The 18,388-nt window shown below is 62.2% G+C and carries 20 protein-coding genes; 13 read left to right on the top strand and 7 right to left on the bottom strand.

Annotation, left to right across the window (positions count from 1 at the left end):
- Positions 1–26 precede the first annotated feature (26 nt).
- Entirely contained in the window at positions 27–665 is a 639-nt protein-coding gene (locus tag RAS12_RS14360) for an NAD(P)H-hydrate epimerase (RefSeq protein ID WP_306951024.1), read from the top strand.
- Between the two features lie 27 nt (positions 666–692).
- Here the strand turns inward: RAS12_RS14360 and paaX are convergent, their stop codons facing one another.
- Positions 693–1,625: a phenylacetic acid degradation operon negative regulatory protein PaaX gene (gene paaX / locus RAS12_RS14355; protein WP_306951022.1), complete on the bottom strand. Its 933-nt coding sequence runs from the start codon at positions 1,623–1,625 to the stop codon at positions 693–695.
- Between the two features lie 171 nt (positions 1,626–1,796).
- Here paaX and paaA point away from each other — a divergent pair, with 171 nt between their 5' ends.
- The 9 genes from paaA to paaK all read left to right on the top strand — a co-directional run bounded on the left by paaA (position 1,797) and on the right by paaK (position 9,973).
- Positions 1,797–2,786, top strand: a complete 990-nt coding sequence (gene paaA / locus RAS12_RS14350; protein WP_306951020.1) for a 1,2-phenylacetyl-CoA epoxidase subunit PaaA — start codon at positions 1,797–1,799, stop codon at positions 2,784–2,786.
- A gap of 82 nt (positions 2,787–2,868) precedes the next feature.
- Positions 2,869–3,153, top strand: coding sequence for a 1,2-phenylacetyl-CoA epoxidase subunit PaaB (paaB, locus tag RAS12_RS14345; protein WP_025140200.1), 285 nt, complete (start codon positions 2,869–2,871; stop codon positions 3,151–3,153).
- A gap of 15 nt (positions 3,154–3,168) precedes the next feature.
- Positions 3,169–3,933, top strand: a complete 765-nt coding sequence (paaC, locus tag RAS12_RS14340) for a 1,2-phenylacetyl-CoA epoxidase subunit PaaC (RefSeq protein WP_306951018.1) — start codon at positions 3,169–3,171, stop codon at positions 3,931–3,933.
- Positions 3,930–4,436, top strand: coding sequence for a 1,2-phenylacetyl-CoA epoxidase subunit PaaD (gene paaD / locus RAS12_RS14335; RefSeq protein ID WP_306951015.1), 507 nt, complete (start codon positions 3,930–3,932; stop codon positions 4,434–4,436). The genes paaC and paaD overlap by 4 nt, the downstream gene beginning before the upstream one ends.
- A 13-nt stretch (positions 4,437–4,449) precedes the next feature.
- The gene (gene paaE / locus RAS12_RS14330; RefSeq protein ID WP_306951013.1) at positions 4,450–5,538 is read left to right on the top strand and encodes a 1,2-phenylacetyl-CoA epoxidase subunit PaaE; all 1,089 of its coding nucleotides are present in this window, start codon (positions 4,450–4,452) and stop codon (positions 5,536–5,538) included.
- 46 nt (positions 5,539–5,584) lie between these two features.
- Positions 5,585–7,249 (top strand): phenylacetic acid degradation protein PaaN, encoded by a 1,665-nt coding sequence (gene paaN / locus RAS12_RS14325; protein ID WP_306951012.1) that lies wholly within the window; start codon positions 5,585–5,587, stop codon positions 7,247–7,249.
- Between the two features lie 13 nt (positions 7,250–7,262).
- The gene (gene paaG / locus RAS12_RS14320; RefSeq protein ID WP_306951011.1) at positions 7,263–8,051 is read left to right on the top strand and encodes a 2-(1,2-epoxy-1,2-dihydrophenyl)acetyl-CoA isomerase PaaG; all 789 of its coding nucleotides are present in this window, start codon (positions 7,263–7,265) and stop codon (positions 8,049–8,051) included.
- Positions 8,051–8,521: a hydroxyphenylacetyl-CoA thioesterase PaaI gene (gene paaI / locus RAS12_RS14315; RefSeq protein ID WP_306951009.1), complete on the top strand. Its 471-nt coding sequence runs from the start codon at positions 8,051–8,053 to the stop codon at positions 8,519–8,521. The genes paaG and paaI overlap by 1 nt, the downstream gene beginning before the upstream one ends.
- Positions 8,522–8,653: 132 nt before the next feature.
- Positions 8,654–9,973, top strand: a complete 1,320-nt coding sequence (gene paaK / locus RAS12_RS14310; RefSeq protein ID WP_306951007.1) for a phenylacetate--CoA ligase PaaK — start codon at positions 8,654–8,656, stop codon at positions 9,971–9,973.
- A gap of 61 nt (positions 9,974–10,034) precedes the next feature.
- On the opposite strand, the gene RAS12_RS14305 is transcribed toward paaK, so the two are convergent.
- The 6 genes from RAS12_RS14305 to radC all read right to left on the bottom strand — a co-directional run bounded on the left by RAS12_RS14305 (position 10,035) and on the right by radC (position 16,183).
- Positions 10,035–11,447 carry an MATE family efflux transporter gene (locus RAS12_RS14305; protein ID WP_306951005.1) on the bottom strand — a complete coding sequence of 471 codons (1,413 nt, stop codon included), beginning with the start codon at positions 11,445–11,447 and terminating at the stop codon, positions 10,035–10,037.
- Positions 11,444–13,174, bottom strand: a complete 1,731-nt coding sequence (locus RAS12_RS14300) for an ArnT family glycosyltransferase (protein ID WP_306951002.1) — start codon at positions 13,172–13,174, stop codon at positions 11,444–11,446. Before RAS12_RS14300 ends, RAS12_RS14305 begins: the two co-directional genes overlap by 4 nt.
- A gap of 123 nt (positions 13,175–13,297) precedes the next feature.
- Positions 13,298–13,564, bottom strand: coding sequence for a type B 50S ribosomal protein L31 (locus RAS12_RS14295; RefSeq protein WP_306951000.1), 267 nt, complete (start codon positions 13,562–13,564; stop codon positions 13,298–13,300).
- Positions 13,565–13,754: 190 nt separating this feature from the next.
- Positions 13,755–14,603, bottom strand: a complete 849-nt coding sequence (kynA, locus tag RAS12_RS14290; RefSeq protein ID WP_306950998.1) for a tryptophan 2,3-dioxygenase — start codon at positions 14,601–14,603, stop codon at positions 13,755–13,757.
- Positions 14,604–14,784: 181 nt separating this feature from the next.
- Entirely contained in the window at positions 14,785–15,411 is a 627-nt protein-coding gene (kynB, locus tag RAS12_RS14285; protein ID WP_306950997.1) for an arylformamidase, read from the bottom strand.
- Between the two features lie 94 nt (positions 15,412–15,505).
- Positions 15,506–16,183, bottom strand: a complete 678-nt coding sequence (gene radC, locus RAS12_RS14280) for a RadC family protein (protein ID WP_306950994.1) — start codon at positions 16,181–16,183, stop codon at positions 15,506–15,508.
- Between the two features lie 49 nt (positions 16,184–16,232).
- On the opposite strand from radC, the gene RAS12_RS14275 reads away from it, so the two are divergent.
- From RAS12_RS14275 to maiA, 3 genes are read left to right on the top strand one after another with little or no spacing between them, the layout of a single operon-like run.
- The gene (locus tag RAS12_RS14275; RefSeq protein ID WP_306950993.1) at positions 16,233–16,709 is read left to right on the top strand and encodes an FKBP-type peptidyl-prolyl cis-trans isomerase; all 477 of its coding nucleotides are present in this window, start codon (positions 16,233–16,235) and stop codon (positions 16,707–16,709) included.
- Positions 16,709–17,686, top strand: coding sequence for a 4-hydroxy-3-methylbut-2-enyl diphosphate reductase (gene ispH, locus RAS12_RS14270; RefSeq protein ID WP_306950990.1), 978 nt, complete (start codon positions 16,709–16,711; stop codon positions 17,684–17,686). Before RAS12_RS14275 ends, ispH begins: the two co-directional genes overlap by 1 nt.
- Positions 17,687–17,729: 43 nt before the next feature.
- Entirely contained in the window at positions 17,730–18,374 is a 645-nt protein-coding gene (maiA, locus tag RAS12_RS14265; RefSeq protein WP_306950988.1) for a maleylacetoacetate isomerase, read from the top strand.
- The last annotated feature ends 14 nt before the right edge of the window (positions 18,375–18,388 follow it).

The following is an 18,388-nucleotide window of genomic DNA, read 5'->3' as shown; positions in this document are numbered from 1 at the left end:
CTGAACCCATACGCCGCGCACCCTACATGCCGTCCTATTCAGTTGCCCAGATCCGTCAAGCTGAACAATTGGCATTGGCCAGCGGCCGGGCGCTGATGCCGCTCGCGGGCGCTGCCGCCGCCGATTTCATCGCCGCGCGCTATCCCGCATCAATTTCCCTGCTTGCCCTGGCTGGCCCCGGTAATAACGGCGGCGACGCATTGATTGCCGCTGCACTCCTGCTGGAGCAGGGTTATGACATTGCGGTCTATTTGCCATCCGGCCCCGAAAAGCTGCCGCCAGACGCGGCGGCCGCGTGGGCTGCATGGCGCGCAGCGCAGGGCCGCACCTTGACTGAACTGCCGCCGCCCAATGCCTGCGATGTGGTGATCGACGGATTGTTCGGCATCGGACTGAACCGGCCTTTGGATGCTACCTGGCAATCTTTGATTGATCAGATCAATGCCTGGCAGTTGCCGGTGCTGGCGTTGGATGTGCCTAGCGGCGTTGACGCGGATACTGGCGCGGCGCTGGGGCGTCCGATACAGGCGCGCTGGACCTTGTCTTTTATTGGCAGGCCGCAAGGCCTGGCGCTGCCTGGTCCAGGCCGAGATGCGGCCGGCGAGTGTTATGTGGAGTCATTGGGCATCGATATGCCGGAGTCGGATGGCCGGCAAGCCGGCTGACCCCTGCGTGTGCGAGGCGCAAAGGCGTCAAACGACAGGCCGTCCCCCAAAGCGGGATTCAACTTCTGGTATCAAGGGCGTATAGCGTTCGTTGTCCTGCCCGGCCAGCGCGTCCAGATGGATCTCGGACGCGTCAAAGACCTTCCAATAGATACGTCCGCACAATTCGCGCGCGGCATGGCCGGGCCAGTTGTCGGGCAACATCGGCCCGGGTAGCTGGGGATCGTGCAAGACGATCCGGCGCCAGTTATGCAGCAGCATGACCCGCACCGTGAATGCCTCGGTGGGCGAGGGCGGGTCTTCCAGCAATTTTTCCAGCGGGCCGAAGTTCTTGGAGAACAGACGGTACTGCTCGGCCACATCGTCCAGATTCCAGCATTGTGAGGCCAGGCTTGCGATGGGCAGACCGCCGGCGCCGGCCAAGTCACGGGCCGACAGCACCAACGCCCGATCCGGGATGCCGAGTTTTTCCAGAATGTCGTGGGCCGCGCGCGCTTCGGTATGCGGATGGGCGAACAGGCCCGGCGCGATCATGCCAAAACCTTCCCAGACCAACTCGCGGCGCAGTTCTGCGCGTTCGGCCAGTCCGTTGCCCGTGCGGGGCAGCGCGACCAGGGTCCATTCCCCGTTCCAGTCGCGCGATGCGCCTTCGTAAATGCGCTGCGACGCATGCGAGGTGTGCCGTATGCCTTGGTCGGAGATCAGGTACAGGCTGCGCCGTCCGTGCCGCTCCGATTGCAGCCAATTCTGCGCGACCAAGCGGAAGACGCTGGTGCGCAACAACCGTTCATTGATGCCGAGCGGCGCCAGCAGTTCGATCAGGCTTCCCAGCCAGATGGCGCCGCCGTGTGGCGCCAGCGCGTCCCCCAGCAAGCTGACGCATAGCGATTTTGCGCGGGGCGGGTCGCTCTTTAACAAGCGGGACAGAAAGCGGTCCAGGGGCGACTGAGGGTTTGCCATAGGTAGGGACGAGGCGTCCGATATCGGGATCTGCAATATGATACATAAATCCAATGTGATACAGATTTGAGTTTGACAATGGTTTTTTTGTATTAAATAATCGTCCTATGACATGACGGCACTGCGCAACGTTTGCTTTGCGTTTTCGCAAACCGTCTCAAGGAGACAAATATGTACGCTCAACTCGTCGAAACCGGCGTCAAGCAGGTCAAGACCGCAGACCAGCTTGAAGGCCGCGAACAGACGTTCCAGCGCCGCATCGACGATGGTGTGCGCATCGAGGCCAAGGACTGGATGCCCGATGCCTATCGCAAGACGCTGGTGCGCCAGATCTCGCAGCACGCGCATTCGGAAATTGTCGGCATGCTGCCCGAGGGCAACTGGATCACCCGCGCCCCGTCGCTCAAGCGCAAGGCCATTCTGCTGGCCAAGGTGCAAGACGAAGCCGGACACGGTCTTTATCTGTACAGCGCAGCGGAAACGCTGGGCGTGTCCCGCGACGATTTGATCGATGACCTGCATGCTGGCCGTGCCAAGTACTCCAGCATCTTCAACTACCCCACGCTCAGCTGGGCCGATATCGGCATGATCGGCTGGCTGGTTGACGGCTCCGCAATCATCAACCAGATCCCGCTGTGCCGTTGTTCTTACGGTCCGTACGCGCGGGCCATGGTGCGCGTCTGTAAGGAAGAGTCCTTCCACCAGCGCCAGGGCTACGACCTGCTGATGCAGATGTGCCTGCATGGCACGCCCGAACAGAAAGCGATGGTGCAAGATTCCCTGAACCGCTGGTGGTGGCCCGCGCTGATGATGTTTGGCCCGTCGGATGCCGACTCGCCCAATAGCGCCCAGTCCATGGCCTGGAAGATCAAGCTCTTCTCCAATGACGAGCTGCGCCAGAAGATGGTGGACCAGACCGTGCCGCAGGCCGAATACCTGGGCCTGACCGTGCCCGATCCCGACCTCAAGTGGAACGCCGAGCGCGGCCACTACGACTTTGGCGAGATCGACTGGAGCGAGTTCTACGCGGTGCTCAAGGGCAATGGTCCTTGCAACCGGGAACGTCTGGCCGCGCGCGTCAAGGCGCACGAGGACGGCGCCTGGGTGCGTGACGCACTGGTGGCCTACGCCGACAAGCGGGCAGCGCGCAAGGCCGCCTGAGCGGTCCACCTGCCTCACTCTCCTTCTTCATCATTGCAGACCGGACGCGCGCGGCGCGTCCGGCATTCCAAGGATATCCATCATGAGCAAAGACTGGCCTTTGTGGGAAGTGTTCATCCGCAGCCAGCACGGCCTGGCGCATAAACACGTCGGCAGCCTGCACGCATCCGATGCGGAAATGGCGATCAACCATGCGCGCGACGTCTACACCCGCCGCAATGAAGGCTTGAGCATCTGGGTGGTGCGCGCCGCGGACATCTCCGCCAGCAGCCCCGGCGACAAAGATCCTTTGTTCGAACCGGCCAACAGCAAGGTTTATCGGCATCCCACGTTTTTCCCGATGCCCGAAGAAATCAAGCACATGTAAGGCGGCGGGGGAGACATGGATAAGACTTTGTTTGAATACCTGCTGCGCCTGGGCGATTCGTCGCTCATCCTGTCGCAGCGTCTGGGCGCCTGGACAGGCCACGGCCCCATTCTTGAAGAAGATCTGGCACTGACGAATACCGCGCTGGATCTGCTGGGGCAGGCCCGGATGTGGCTGACGCTGGCCGGGGAAGTCGAAGGCGCTGGACGCGACGAAGACGCGCTGGCGTATCACCGCGACACGCATCAGTTCCACAACGCGCTGCTGGTCGAGCGCGCTAACGGCAACTACGCGGACACCATGGCGCGCCAGTTCCTGTTCGATGTGTGGCATTACTTCTTGCTGCAACGCTTGGAACAGTCCTCGGACGAACGGGTTGCCGCCATCGCGGCCAAATCGATCAAGGAAGTCACCTATCACGTGCGCCGTTCGTCGGACATGGTGGTGCGCCTGGGTGACGGCACGGCCGAAAGCCACGCCAAGATGCAAGCCGCCGTGGACGATGCCTGGCGCTTTACGGGCGAATTGTTCGCCGACGACGCCATTGATCAAGACGTGGCGGCGCGCGGCATCGGCTGTGAGCTGTCCGCATTGCGTCAGCCTTGGCTGGCCCACGTGCGGGAAGTGCTTGAAGAGGCCACGCTGACAGTACCGGACGAGGCCGCAGCCGATCACCTGGCGTACCGTGGCGGCCGGCAAGGCCGGCATACGGAAGAACTGGGTTACGTGCTGGCCGAGATGCAATACCTGCCGCGCGCCTATCCGGGAGCCACGTGGTGAACGCGCTTGCGCCCATTTCCGCCGACCAGGTCTACGCCTGGCTGCAAGAGGTTCCCGATCCGGAGATCCCCGTGCTGTCCGTGGTGGATCTCGGCGTGGTGCGGGACGTGTCCTGGGATGGCGAAGCCTGTGTTGTCGTCATCACGCCCACGTATTCCGGCTGCCCCGCCATGCGCGAGATCACGCAGGATATCCAGCAGACGCTGGCCCGGCACGGCATTGACGACGTCCGCGTGGAAACCCGCTTGGCGCCCGCCTGGACGACGGATTGGATGAGCGAGAAGGGGCGCGAAGCGCTTAAGGGCTACGGCATTGCCGCGCCCGCCCAACGCGCCATCGACATCTCCGGCATCAGCCGCCGCGCAACCGGGCCTGCCATCGCATGTCCGCGCTGCGGTTCGAGCGACACGCGCCTGGTCAGCAATTTTGGGTCCACATCGTGCAAGGCGCTGTATCGCTGCGTGTCTTGCCGCGAGCCCTTCGATTATTTCAAGACTCACTAAGAGTGGTTTCGAGATGAGCCAGAACCAATTTCATTCTTTGAAGGTGGCCTCGGTGGCGCGCAATACGCGCGATGCCGTCGTCGTGACCTTTGATCTGCCCGAGACGCTGGCTGGCGAATTCGCCTTTCTGCCCGGCCAATACCTGACCTTGCGTACGCAATTGAACGGCGAAGAACTGCGCCGGTCCTATTCGATCTGTTCCGCGCCCCACGATAAGCTGCTGCGCGTGGCGATCAAGAAGGTGGACGAAGGCACATTCTCCAGCTGGGCCAATCAGGAACTACAGCCTGGCCAAACGCTGGAAGTCATGGCGCCCGCCGGCAACTTCACCGTCGATTTCTCTGCCGAAAACCAGCGCCACTACGTGGCGTTTGCCGTTGGCAGCGGCATTACGCCGGTGTTCTCGCTGGTCAAGACCGCGCTGTCCACGGAGCCGAATAGCAAGTTCACGTTGTTCTTTGGCAATCGCGCGTCGTCGGCGGTGTTGTTTCGCGAAGAGATCGAAGACCTGAAGAACCAGTACATGGAGCGCTTCTCGCTTGTGTACGTCATGAGCCGCGAATCCCAGGACATCGAACTGTTCAACGGCCGCCTGGATGGCGACAAAGTCGACCAGCTGATGTCGGCCTGGATGAGCCCTGAAGATATCGATTACGCTTTTGTCTGTGGCCCGCAGACCATGACGGAAAGCGTCGTCGAGCGCTTGCAGGCCCGTGGTATTCCGAAAGCGAACATCAAGTTTGAATTGTTCGGCGCACCCAAGGGGCCGCGCGCGTTGCGCACCGGTCACGATGCTCCGCAGGCGCCCGGCAAAGGGCAGTGCGAAGTCACCGTGGTGCAAGACGGGCACAGCCGTATGTTCGTCATTGAAAAGAATAAAGATAGCGTGCTGGACTCCGCGCTGGCGCAAGGGATCGAGCTGCCGTATTCGTGCAAGGGCGGGGTGTGTTCCACCTGCCGTTGCAAGGTGATCGAAGGCGAAGTGGATATGGATGCCAACTTTGCTCTTGAAGACTACGAAGTGGCGCGCGGTTTCGTCCTGAGCTGCCAGAGCTTCCCGGTCAGCGACCGCCTGGTCATCGACTTCGATCAGGAAACCTGACCCGGCCCGCGCCAGGCAGAAATTCATATCTATTTGGAGAGACACAGTGTCCCAGAAATTCTTTGAACGTCACCAGCCCTTGCTGGAACAAGCCATGGCTGCCGCTGCACTGCGCGGCTACTGGAGCCCGTTTGCAGAGTCGCCCAGCCCGCGCAACTATGGCGAAACCGCCAACGACGACGGCCGCGCCGCGTTCGAAGCCTTGCGTGGCAAGGCTTTTCCGCTGAATCTGCATGACGCCGACGGCACCGTGGGCGGTGAAAAGTCTCCCTTTGGTTTCGACCTGGGCATCACGTACCCGCACGTTCCCGTCGATAAGCTGATCGCGGCATCCAAGCGCGCCCTGGAAGATTGGCGCCGAGCCGGTCCGCAAGCCTGGGTGGGGGTGTCGTTGGAGATCCTGGCGCGTCTGAACAAGTTGAGCTTCGAGATCGCTTACGCGGTTCAACACACCACCGGTCAAGGCTTCATGATGGCCTTCCAGGCGGGCGGCCCGCACGCGCAGGATCGCGGCTTTGAAGCCGTGACCTATGCGTGGCAGGAAATGTCCCGCATTCCCGGCGTGTCCATCTGGGAAAAGCCGCAGGGCAAGAACGACCCGATCCGCATGGAAAAGCAATTCACCGTCGTGCCGCGTGGCGTCGCGCTCGTGATTGGCTGCTCGACATTCCCGACGTGGAATGGCTACCCCGGCCTGTTCGCCAGCCTGGCGACCGGCAACACCGTGATCGTCAAGCCGCACCCTGGCGCCATCTTGCCGTTGGCCATCACCGTGAAGGTCGCGCGCGAAGTGCTGCAAGAAGCAGGCTTTGACCCCGACGTTGTGTTGCTGGCCGCGCACGAAGCAGGCGACGATACGGCGCAGAAACTGGCCTTGGACCCGGCAGTCAAGATTGTCGACTTCACCGGCAGCACCGCCAACGGCGACTGGCTGGAAAATAATGCCCGCCAGGCGCTGGTCTACACCGAAAAGGCTGGCGTCAACCAGGTCATCATTGACTCGACGGCTGACTTGAAGGGCGTGGCCCGTAATCTGGCGTTCTCGCTGGCGCTGTACTCGGGCCAGATGTGCACGGCGCCGCAAAACATCTATGTGCCGCGCGATGGTATCAATACGCCAGAGGGCCGTGTCAGTTTTGATGACGTTGCCGCTGCTTTGGGAGTTGCGCTGGAAAAAGTCAGCGCCGATGCCGCGAAGGCTGTCGAACTGACCGGCGCCATTCAGAACGAAGGCATCGTCGAACGAATCGAAAAGGCCCGTGCATTGGGTCTGCCTGTGGTGGCCGATAGCAAGACGCTGACGCACCCGCAGTTTGAAAATGCCCGCGTCCGCACGCCGCTGCTGTTGCGCACGGAAGCCGGCAACGCGGCCATCAGCCAGGAATGGTTCGGCCCCATCGCATTTGTCGTAGCCACCGACTCCACCGCTCACAGCATCAAGCTGGCCCGCGACAGCGTCATCCAGCATGGCGCGTTGTCGCTGTCTGCCTACACGACCGACGCGCAAGTGGCCGAGCAGGTGCAGGATGCGGCTGAAGTGTCCGGCGTGTCGCTGTCGTTGAACCTGACGGGCGCGGTGTTCGTCAACCAGACGGCAGCCTTCAGCGATTTCCACGGCACCGGCGCCAACCCGGCCGCCAATGCGGCGCTGTCCGACGCGGCTTTCGTGTCGAACCGCTTCCGCGTGGTGCAAACCCGCCGTCACGTCTGATCGGGGCGATCGAATGAGCTATCAAGATATTCAATTCGATCTGTCCAACGGCATCGCGCGTCTGACGCTGAATCGCCCAGACAAGCTGAATAGCTTCACGGCCAACATGCACGGCGAAGTGGCTGATGCGCTGACGCGCGTGGAAACCGAAGGCGCGCGCGTGCTGGTCTTGACCGGCGCTGGCCGCGGCTTTTGCGCCGGCCAGGATCTCAGCGAACGCAAACCGGCTGCGGACGGCACGCCGCCCGACCTGGGCGAAACCGTCGACAAGTTCTACGCGCCGTTGGTGCGCCGCTTGAATGCCTTGGCTATGCCTGTTGTGGTGGGCGTGAACGGCGTGGCAGCAGGGGCAGGCGCCAATCTGGCATTTGCTGGCGACATCGTGATTGCCAAGGCTTCCGCAAACTTCATCCAGTCCTTCTGCCGTCTGGGTCTGATTCCCGACACCGGCGGCACGTTTGTGCTGCCGCGTTTGGTCGGCCGCGCCCGTGCGATGGGCCTGGCCCTGCTGGGCGACAAACTCAGCGCCAAGCAGGCGGAAGAGTGGGGCTTGATCTGGCAGTGTGTGGCGGATGAGGAGTTCGACGCCGCGTTGGAACGTCTGGCCCAGCATTTTTCGACGGCGCCGACCAAGGGCCTGGCATTTACCAAGCGTGCCTTGCAGGCCAGCCTGGGCAATGACCTGTCAACGCAGCTGGATCTGGAACGCGACATGATGCGCGAGCTGGGCCGCAGCGCCGACTACGCAGAAGGCGTTGCCGCCTTCCTGGGCAAGCGCGATCCACAATTCAAGGGGCAATGATGAACGCACACGTTCCCGCCGTTGAGGTGCCGACTGATCCCCAAGAGCTCGCGCAAGCCGTGGGCACCGTCATGTATGCAGGCGACGCCGCGTCGCAGGGCCTGGACATGAAGGTCGAGGAAATTGCACCGGGTTATGCGCGCCTGACGATGCGTGTGCGGGCCGACATGCTCAATGGGCACAAGACCTGCCACGGCGGCTTCATTTTTGCGCTGGCGGACAGCGCGTTTGCATTTTCCTGCAATTCGCGCAATGTGAGCACCGTGGCCTCTGGATGCACCATCGACTATCTGGCGCCGGGATTTGAAGGCGATCAGCTGACCGCAGTGGCGCAAGAGCGGTCGTTGGCGGGCCGCACCGGGGTTTACGACGTGACCGTCACGAATCAGGATGGCCGTAACGTGGCGCTGTTTCGCGGACGCTCGTATCGCATCAAAGGGCAGGTCGTAGGCGTGCCGGTGGAAGCCTGAAACGCGGGTTTGAATTTGTCACACAACCAAAGATAAGACCGCTGGCCGGGCGGCGCGAAACAGGGTTAGCCGCCTATTGCGTCCGTTGCGCCGACTGTGCCAGCAGAGAGAGATTTCAGGAGAGAGATAACCATGTCCAACACCATGAGCAAGCCGGGGCTGGACCCCATCGAGCATGCCAGTCAGGATGAACTGCGCGCGTTGCAGCTGGAGCGCCTGAAGTGGTCGCTCAAGCACGCGTACGAAAACGTCCCGCATTACAAGAAGGCCTTCGACGAGGCCGGCGTGCATCCGGATGATTTGAAACAGCTGTCGGATATCTCGAAGTTCCCCTTCACGACGAAGAAGGAACTGCGCGAAAACTATCCTTTCGGCATGTTCGCGGTGCCGCGCGAGCGGATCTCGCGCATTCACGCCTCCAGCGGCACGACGGGCAAACCGACGGTCGTGGGCTACACCAAGAACGACCTGGATAACTGGGCCAATCTGGTGGCGCGCTCGATTCGTGCAGCGGGCGGCAAGCCGGGCGATACGGTGCACATCGCCTACGGATATGGCCTGTTCACGGGCGGCCTGGGCGCCCACTACGGCGCGGAACGTCTGGGCTGCACGGTCATTCCGATGTCTGGCGGACAGACGGAAAAGCAAGTGCAGCTGATCAACGATTTCCGTCCGGACATCATCATGGTCACGCCCTCCTACTTCTGCAATATTCTGGAGGAACAGCGCCGCCAAGGGATTGATCCGCGTCAAAGTTCGTTGCGTATCGGTATCTTCGGCGCCGAGCCGTGGACGGGCCAGATGCGCGCCGACATCGAAACCGAAGCCGGTATCGATGCCGTGGATATCTATGGCCTGTCCGAAGTGATGGGGCCAGGTGTCGCCAGCGAATGTGTCGAGACCAAGGACGGTCCGGTGGTCTGGGAAGATCACTTCTACGCCGAGATCATCAACCCGGACACCGGTGAGCCCGTGGCCGACGGTGAAGCGGGTGAGCTGGTGTTTACGTCGCTGACCAAAGAAGCGATGCCGATCGTGCGCTATCGCACGCGCGACCTGACGCGCCTGTTGCCGCCCACCGCACGCAGCATGCGCCGCATAGGCAAGATTACTGGCCGCAGTGATGACATGCTGATTGTGCGGGGCGTGAACATGTTCCCGACGCAGGTCGAAGAACTGGTGCTGAAGATTGCCCAATTGGCGCCGCACTATCAACTGGTGCTGTCTCGTTCCGGCAATATGGACGAATTGGAAATTCTGACCGAAGTGCGGGCCGAGTTTTCCGGATTGTCCGATGCTGAACGCAACAACCTGGGCAAGCAGCTGCAACACGCAGTCAAGACGCATATCGGCGTCAGCGCGCGTATCCAGGTGTCTGATGCCGGCCATGTGGAGCGCACGTTGACGGGCAAGGCGCGCCGCGTGATCGATAAGCGGCCGAAGGTGGTGTAGGCCTCGCGTGAGCACAAAAAAAGCAGCCGAAAGGCTGCTTTTTTTGTGATCTGCGGCATTGTTAGCGGGACATCTGCTGCGCCATCGTCTTCACAATCCGCCGGTACCAGAAGTGCAGCAGGGCGGCGGACAACGCCAACCCGACCATGGCCATCAGCCACATGCTGCCTGCGCCTTCGGGTGATCCAGGCACCAGAACATTGCGTATGCCGTCCAATCCGCCGCGGCCAGGGCCGAAACCGAACCACCAGCCGCCAACCAGCCCAACGCCCGCCAGGGCAACCATTTGCAGCAGCAGCGGTACCACGGCCACCTTGTAGGCGCGCAACAGGTAAGAGTTGATGCACTGCATCGAATCGAACAAGTGGAATAGCGGCAGGACCGCAAGCAGGGTGGTCGCGACGGCGGCGACGCTGGCATCGTCGGTGTAGGCCGCCAGGATGAGCGGCCGTCCCGCCAGCAGCACGGCCGCCGTCAGCAAGGCGCCGATCAAGCCGAGCGCCAGGCCCGCCATACCAGTGCGGTGCGCGTGGGCAAAATTGCCTGCGCCGATGGCTTGCGCGGTCAGGGCGGCGGTAGCTACGCCCAGAGCCATGGGCATCATGTAGCACAGCGCCGCCAGGTTCGACATGATCTGATGGCCGCCCGTCACGAAGGTGCCTTCGCGTGCCACCAGCAATGCCATAAACGTAAAGGCCGAGACTTCAACCAGATACGAGCCGCCCATTGGAATACCCAGGCGCAGCAGTTCTTTCAGTTTGGCCCAGTCGGGCTTGCCCACGCGCAATTGGAAGCGCCGGTAAAAGCGGTCATGCGTGATCACCCAAAGGCCCAGTCCCAGGCTCATCCATGACACGATGGCGGTGGCAAGCCCGGCACCGGTCGCACCCATGGCGGGCAGGCCCAGATTGCCGTAGATCAGCAGCCAATTGAAGAACGCCTTGAAGCCGATGGCTGACAGATTGATCGCCATGACCAGCTTGGGGCGCGACACCGAGGTGCCCAACGCATAAATCGTGCGGAACACCAGCGCGGCGGGCAAGGCCAGCACCAGCGCTTGCAGGTACGACCCGATGCGCTCGCGCACGCCAGGCGCCACATTGCCGGACATGGATAGCCAGACGTCGGGGAACAGCATCAGAATGGCGCCGACCGCGGACAGGCCCAGCGCCAGCCAGACGCCCTGGCCCCAGCTGCGCCCGACTTCAAGATTCTGGCCTGCGCCGAACTGTTGGGCCAGGATGGGAATCAGCGCATGCACCACGCCCATCAGACCGACAAACACGGTGATGTAGATAGACGCCGACAAGGCCATGGCGGCCAAGTCGTCGGCGCTGGAGTGCCCCGTCATGGCGGTGTCCAGCACCCCAAACGAGATACCTGCCCACTGGCTGATCAGAACTGGCCAGGCTTGCTTGGCAATACCGCGCAGAGTGGCGCCGAACGATAGCGGCGCCGGAATCGCCGCAGTCATCGGTTGGAGCCGACCCGCAGCAACCGGAACACTTCCTGGCGGTCAGCGCGACGGCCGCCTTGCCAGAGCACCGTGGCGCCGTCGCTGTAAGCGGCGGTGCTATCTCGCAGACTTTGATTCGTCGTCTGTTGCAGAATCAGCGTGCATTTAGCGTCGAACGTGAAAGTCAGATTATTGAAAATCAGGAACGAAGCCCGCTGGCCGCTGCCCAGGCTCAGTCCGCGCACGCATTCTCCGGGCCGGCGGTTTTGTTCCAGCGCCTGGGCAAGTTGCCCCGATACCGTGCGATAGCTTCGGGCATAGTCAACCGGCGGCTGCCACAACAGCACCAGCAGAATCCACGTTACGGTCAATCCGCTTGCAGACAACACAGTGCCGCGCCAAAGCGCCTGCGGCCGGACGCGCAAGCGCCACACGACCAGCGCGATCCACGCCAGGGTGAACAGCAGCGCCAGGGCAAAGGCAAACCACGAAATGACGGGCTCGTACCCGGCAGTCTGGCGGGCGATATTGCGCGAAATCTGCGCCGGCCAATTGAAGTGCAGTGCTACCCAGCCCAGCCACGCTGTGGCGGCTGTCAGCGAAAAGCACATGACGGCAAACCAATCCAGCGTGTTGACCACGCCGCGGCGCAGGGTGGGCAGTGAGAATGCCGCTAGTACCGCGCAAGGCACGGCCAACAGCACGTATTCGGAATCCGAGGCTTCTTCCAGCCCGAACAGGGCCAGTGCCGAGCACGCGAGCATCGCCAGCGGCAGCCAAATATGGGGGGCGTAGAGCCAGGCGCGCCAGCGCCAGATCGCAAGCAGTGCCAGCGGCCACGTGGGCCACAGATACCAGGGCAGGTCTCGTAGCGTGCGGCCTATGTCATGCACGGTCGGCACGGCAAAGGACGACAGGTTCCAGGTCTTCCAGTTGCGTATCCAGTATTCGCTGCTTTGGCTGGCGGGAATCCACCAGGCAAGGATCAGCACTGCCGTCAGCACAATGGCCCACGTCAGCCAGCGCTTGCGTTTCCACAACTGACTACGGGGATAGAAGGCCAGCAATGCGCCGGCCATGATTGGCAATGCGCCTACCCAGCCCCGCGTCAGGAAACTGGCGGCCAGAGCGATGCCCAGGGTCGTGGTGCCCGTGGCGGGGCGGTCGACGCTGCGCGCCAGCGAATAGAAAGCCAATGCTTGCCACGCCATGATGGCGGGTACGACCGTGGTTTCGTGCGTGCGCTGCAAGATGCCCACGGTGGCCAGCAGCAACAGCAGCGCGGCATCCGCCAGCATGCGGCCGTAGTCGCGCGGTTCGGGTTCGCCGCCAAAAGGCAAGGCCAGTGGTTGTGCTTCGGCTCGCCGGCCGAGCAGGTATGTGCCATACCAGACGCTCATGGCGGTAATACCGAACCACAACAGGTTGGGCAGCCGTCCGGCAGTAATGTCGCCGATGAACGGGCCAAACAGCCAGATGCAGATCGCGCCCACCCAGGTGATCAGCGGGCCTTCCTCGGCGTGGGCCAAATGCCCAACCTGCGGCAGCAGCCAAGTGATTCCGCCCTCGCGAATCGCCGTGATCATGGTCGCCAATCCGACCGCATCGTCCGTCTTCCACGGGTCGCGCATGAACAGGCCAGCCACGATATAGGCCAGTGCCAGGCCTAAGAGAATCAGCCGGGGTAGTTTCGCGGTGGCAACCGACGTGAGCCGGGCCGGAGTGGAGAGAGAAAGTGGGGACACGGGCGTTAATGTAACCGAGTGGTCTGGATGCGCCAGCCCTAACGTGTAATAAGCCGGTTAGGGGGGAAAAAAAAGCAGCCCGAAGGCTGCCTTTTTGCTGTGACTCCCGTGGGAGCAACAGGATCAGGAAGCGGACTTGACCGTGCCGGCGGTACGGGCGAAACGGGCGCGGAACTTTTCCACACGGCCGGTTTCGACGATACGCGTTTGCGCGCCCGTGTAGAACGGGTGCGATTCGGAAGTCACGTCGCACTTGAAGAGCGGGTACGTCTTGCCGTCGATTTCGACGGTTTCGCGCGTGTGCAGGGTGGAACGAGTGATGAACTTGTTGCCCGTTTGCAGATCGGCGAAAACGACTTCGCGGTATTCGGGGTGAATGCCTTCTTTCATGGTGCTTTCCTAGGACTCGCGAGGAGTCTTTCTCAAGTTGTTAGGGTCGCCAGCCAGGACGCAAAAATAACGAACCTCTGGCCACGTATCCAAAAAGTAACCCCAGATTCTAGCATGGGGAATTGGCCCTAGGCTAGCGGCGCAAAGCCAGCCTGCGGCGGACCACCTTGCGCTGCAAAAGGGGACGGGCTTACAGCTCTGTGCGCAGTTTCCAGATCTCTGGAAATAGCACGACATCCAGCATGCGCCGCAGGTAATCCACGCCCGAAGTGCCCCCGGTGCCGCGTTTGAATCCGATCACGCGTTCGACGGTCGTGACGTGGCGGAATCGCCACAAGCGGAAGGCATCCTCAAGGTCGGTCAGCTTTTCGCCCAGCTGATACAGATCCCAGTACTGATCCGTATCGCGATAAACCGTGAGCCAGGCCGCCTGGACACCTTCGGAGGATTCGTACGGCTGCGTCCAGTCTCGCGACAGGCGATCTGCGGGGACGTCCACGCCGTGGCGGGCCAGAAGTTGAAGCGCTTCGTCATAAAGCGACGGCGCTTCATAGGCGCTGCGCACCTGGGCCAGCAGGTCTTCACGGTGCGCATGCGGCTTGAGCATGGCCGCATTCTTGTTGCCCAGCAGGAATTCCACCTGGCGGTACTGATAGCTCTGGAAACCGCTGGACCGGGCCAGATACGGGCGCAGCGCTGAATACTCGGGCGGCGTCATCGTGGCCAGCACGTCCCAGGCATGAACCAGCTGTTCCATGATCTTGCTGACGCGCGCCAGCATCTTGAAGGCGGGTTGCAGGCGGTCGGCGGCCACATTGGCGATCGCGGCGCGCAGTTCGTGCAGCATCAGCTTCATCCAGAGTTCACTGGTCTGGTGCTGGATGATGAACAGCATTTCGTTGTGCTCGGGCGACAGCGGATGCTGGGCGCCCAGCAGTTCGTCCAGATGCAGGTAATCGCCATAGGTCATGTCGCGCGTGAAATCCAGCTGCGCTTTTTCCTCGTGGACGATGTCTTCAGGGCGGTGCGGGCAGCTCATGCTTGGCCTCCCTGGCAAGGGGGCGCGGCGCGCCGGGCGGATGCGGGCAGTGCGCGCCAGTCAGGCGCGTTGCGGCGGGCGCGGGCGAGCGCCGCACAAGGGTCGAGAAGAGTTCTCATGGTCGTGCTTCATCGAAAGCGAGCGGCCGGGGAAGTCGGCCGCTCAAGGCCAGCGGACCAGCCTACAGTTCGCGCAAGATGGCGCGAACCGGGCTGGCATCTGCCTGGACCAAAGCCAACGGCAGGGCGATCAACTCGTAATCGCCTTCCGGCACATCATCAAGCACCAGATTTTCCAGTACCCGCATGTCGTGCCGCAAGATCGTGTGGTGGCTGTCCAGGGTCTTGCTGGACGCGGGGTCGATGCTGGCGGTATCCAACCCGATCAGCATAACGCCGCGCTCAGCCAGCCACTCGATGGTTTGGGGCGCGTATGCAGAGAAATCGTCAGTCCACCACTCTTGCGCCGCATGCTTGGCGGTACGCACGAGCACGCGGGGCGGAAGATTCAGGGCGGCATGGGCCAGATGATCGGTGGTGATCAACGGGCCGCAATCAATGGCGTGAATGACGCGGCAGGGGCCCAAAAACGGTTCAAGCGAGACCGCCCCGATGGCGGCAGCGCCATTTTGGTAGTGCAGGGGCGCATCTGCATGGGCGCCGATGTGCGGCGACAGCGTGATTTCGCTGACATTGACCGGACAGCCGGGCGTGAGCGACCACTTCCATTGCTGGCGGTACGGCGTATCGCCGGGAAAAACTGGCGAAGCCGTGGAGACGGGCGGGGAAATATCCCACAAGCGTTTCATGTCGGGCGGATTGGGTCGCGTGATGCCGGAATAGGTTAAAGCCTAAAGCAATAGGCGCTGGTAGTCTAACGAATTCCGGAGCGGGGCGCACCCGCTACATGCTGCCCATTTCGGCCATGGAGATCACGGCTGCGCCCGCCACGATCACATGGTCCACCAGCTTGATGTCGACCAGCGCCAGCGCTTGCTTCAGTTGCCGTGTAAAGCCGCGGTCGGCGGCACTGGGTTCCGCCAGCCCCGACGGGTGGTTGTGCGCGACGATCAGGGCGGCCGCATGGTGGCGCAGCGCCTCGCGGACGACTTCCCGGGGGTAGACGGAAGCCTGCGCGAGCGTTCCGCGGGCCAATTCACCGGTGGCGATCAGGCGCAACTGGTTGTCCAGGTAAAGCGCAATGCAGTGCTCAATCTTGCGATGCCCCAGCGCGGTCATGCAATATTGTTTAACCAGGGACGGATGCTGTAGCGTTTCGGTGCGCGTCAGGTCTTCCTCGACTGCCCGGCGTGCCAGTTCCAGTAGCGCCGCCAGCGTGCAGGCTTTGGCCGCGCCCAGGCCGGACACGGTCATCAGTTCTTCGGGTGTGGCGCCCAGCAGGCCCCGTAAACCCGAAAACCGATCCAGCAAACCGTTGCAAAGATCCACCACATTCAGCCCGGGAATACCGGTGCGCAGGGCGATGGCAAGCAGCTCTGCATCCTGGAGCGCGCCCGCCCCATGCCGCAGTAGCCGCTCTCGGGGACGCTCATGTTTTGCCAGCCGGACAGACAATTTCATAAGAAGCTCTAAAATCAAGGTTTACACAATATCTATACGGTGGCAGATCTTGAGCATCGCCTCTAACGAAGTGAACGTTTTTGTCCGTCAGGATTCCTACCTAACGCTGCATTACCGGATCACCCTGGCTTCGGGCCCTGGCAAGGATTCCATCTTCGCCGACACCTTCGACGGCCGTCCCGGCACGCTGCAAATGGGCAGTGGCCAGTGGGCGCCCGGCATGGAGGCAGCGCTGGTGGGCCACGCCGAAGGCGAGAAGTTCAGCGTCACGCTGGAACCGGCCGACGCCTATGGCGACCGCAACCCCGAACTCATCCAGCGCGTGACGCGCGCGATGCTCTCTGAGCACGCGGGCGCCGATGCCACGTTTGAGCCGGGCGATATGGTCGAATTTGCTGCGCCCAATGGCGGCCGCTATTCGGGCGTCCTGAAAGAAATCAATGATCAGTCGGCGCTGTTCGACTTTAACCACCCGCTTGCGGGCATCAGCTTGCGCGTGGATGTGGCGCTGCTGGGAGTTCTCTGATGAGCCAGGCCGTGACCGCCTCCGACGCCGAAGTCCTGCTCGCGCAACCGCGCGGCTTCTGTGCCGGTGTGGACCGCGCCATCGACATCGTCGAACGGGCGCTTGAACTTCATGGCGCGCCGATCTACGTGCGTCATGAGATCGTCCACAACCGTTATGTGGTGGAGGATTTGCGCGCAAAGGGCGCGATCTTCATCGACGAACTGGATGATGCGCCCACGGGTTCCATCGTCGTGTTCTCGGCCCATGGCGTGTCCAAGGCGGTGCGTGCCGAAGCGGAATCGCGCGGCCTGCAAGTTTTCGACGCCACCTGCCCGCTGGTCACGAAAGTGCACATCGAAGTGGCCCGGATGCGTGCGGCTGGCCGCGAGATCATCATGATCGGCCACAAGGGGCATCCCGAAGTCGAAGGCACCCTGGGTCAGGCCCAGGGCGGCATGTATTTGGTGGAAACGGTGGAAGACGTGGCGGGTCTGCAGGTGACCAACCCGGACAACCTGGCCTACGTGACGCAGACGACCTTGTCCGTGGATGACGCAGCGGCGGTGTCGCAGGCGTTGAAGGCCCGCTTTCCCAGCATTGCCGAACCCAAGAAAAGTGATATCTGCTACGCCACGCAGAACCGTCAGGACGCGGTCAAGGTGCTGGCGCCGGATTGCGATCTGGTGCTGGTCGTCGGCAGCCCGAACAGTTCCAATTCGAACCGGCTGCGCGAAGTGGCCGAACGCAAAGGGGTTGCGTCCTACCTGATTGATGGCGCGCATTCCATTGATCCCGCCTGGCTGGTGGATCGCAAGCGCATCGGCGTCACTGCCGGCGCTTCGGCCCCAGAGATCCTCGTGCAACAAGTGATTGCGCGCGTCAAGGAATTGGGCGCGGTGTCGGTGCGCACCATGCCGGGCCTGGAAGAAAACGTGGCATTCCCGTTGCCCAAGGGCCTGTCCCGCAAGGCAGCCCAGACGGAATCGCTGGAATAAGCAGGCGCCAAGGCGCCGCGTAGAACAATATCAAGGAGACTTCATGCAGTTGTACAGCTACTTCCGCAGTTCGGCCGCGTACCGGGTGCGCATTGCCCTGAATCTGAAGGGCCTGCCGTATGAATATCTGCCTGTGCATCTGGTGAAGGATGGCGGCCAACAGCTGTCGGATGCCTATCGCAAGGTGAATCCGACGGCGCTGGTGCCCACGCTGATCGATGGCGATGCGGTCATTGGCCAGTCATTGGCAATCATCGAATACCTGGAAGAAACGCATCCCGAGACGCCGCTGCTGCCGGCGGATGCGATCGGCCGCGCCCGCGTGCGTGATCTGGCGTTGGGTATTGCTTGCGATACTCATCCGCTGAACAATCTGCGCGTGCTGAAGTATCTGAAGCATCAGTTGGGGGTGGACGAGGCTGCGAAAAACGCCTGGTACCAACATTGGGTGCATCAGGGGCTGGAAGCGCTGGAAGCCCAACTGGCGCGGTCCAGCGCTACCGGGCAATTCTGCCACGGAGATACGCCCACCATGGCTGATCTGTGCCTGGTGCCGCAAGTGGCCAATGCGCAGCGATTTGAGTGCGATCTGTCGGCCATGCCCAATGTGGTGCGCATTGATGCCGCTTGCCGGGCGTTGCCGGCGTTTGCGGACGCCGCGCCGGGCAAGCAGCCCGACGCGGAGTAAAGCAGCGCGGATCG

The organism is Achromobacter seleniivolatilans, from assembly GCF_030864005.1.
GTDB classification, from domain to species: Bacteria; Pseudomonadota; Gammaproteobacteria; order Burkholderiales; family Burkholderiaceae_B; genus Achromobacter; species Achromobacter seleniivolatilans.
This window is presented reverse-complemented; position numbering and strand designations above follow the sequence as displayed.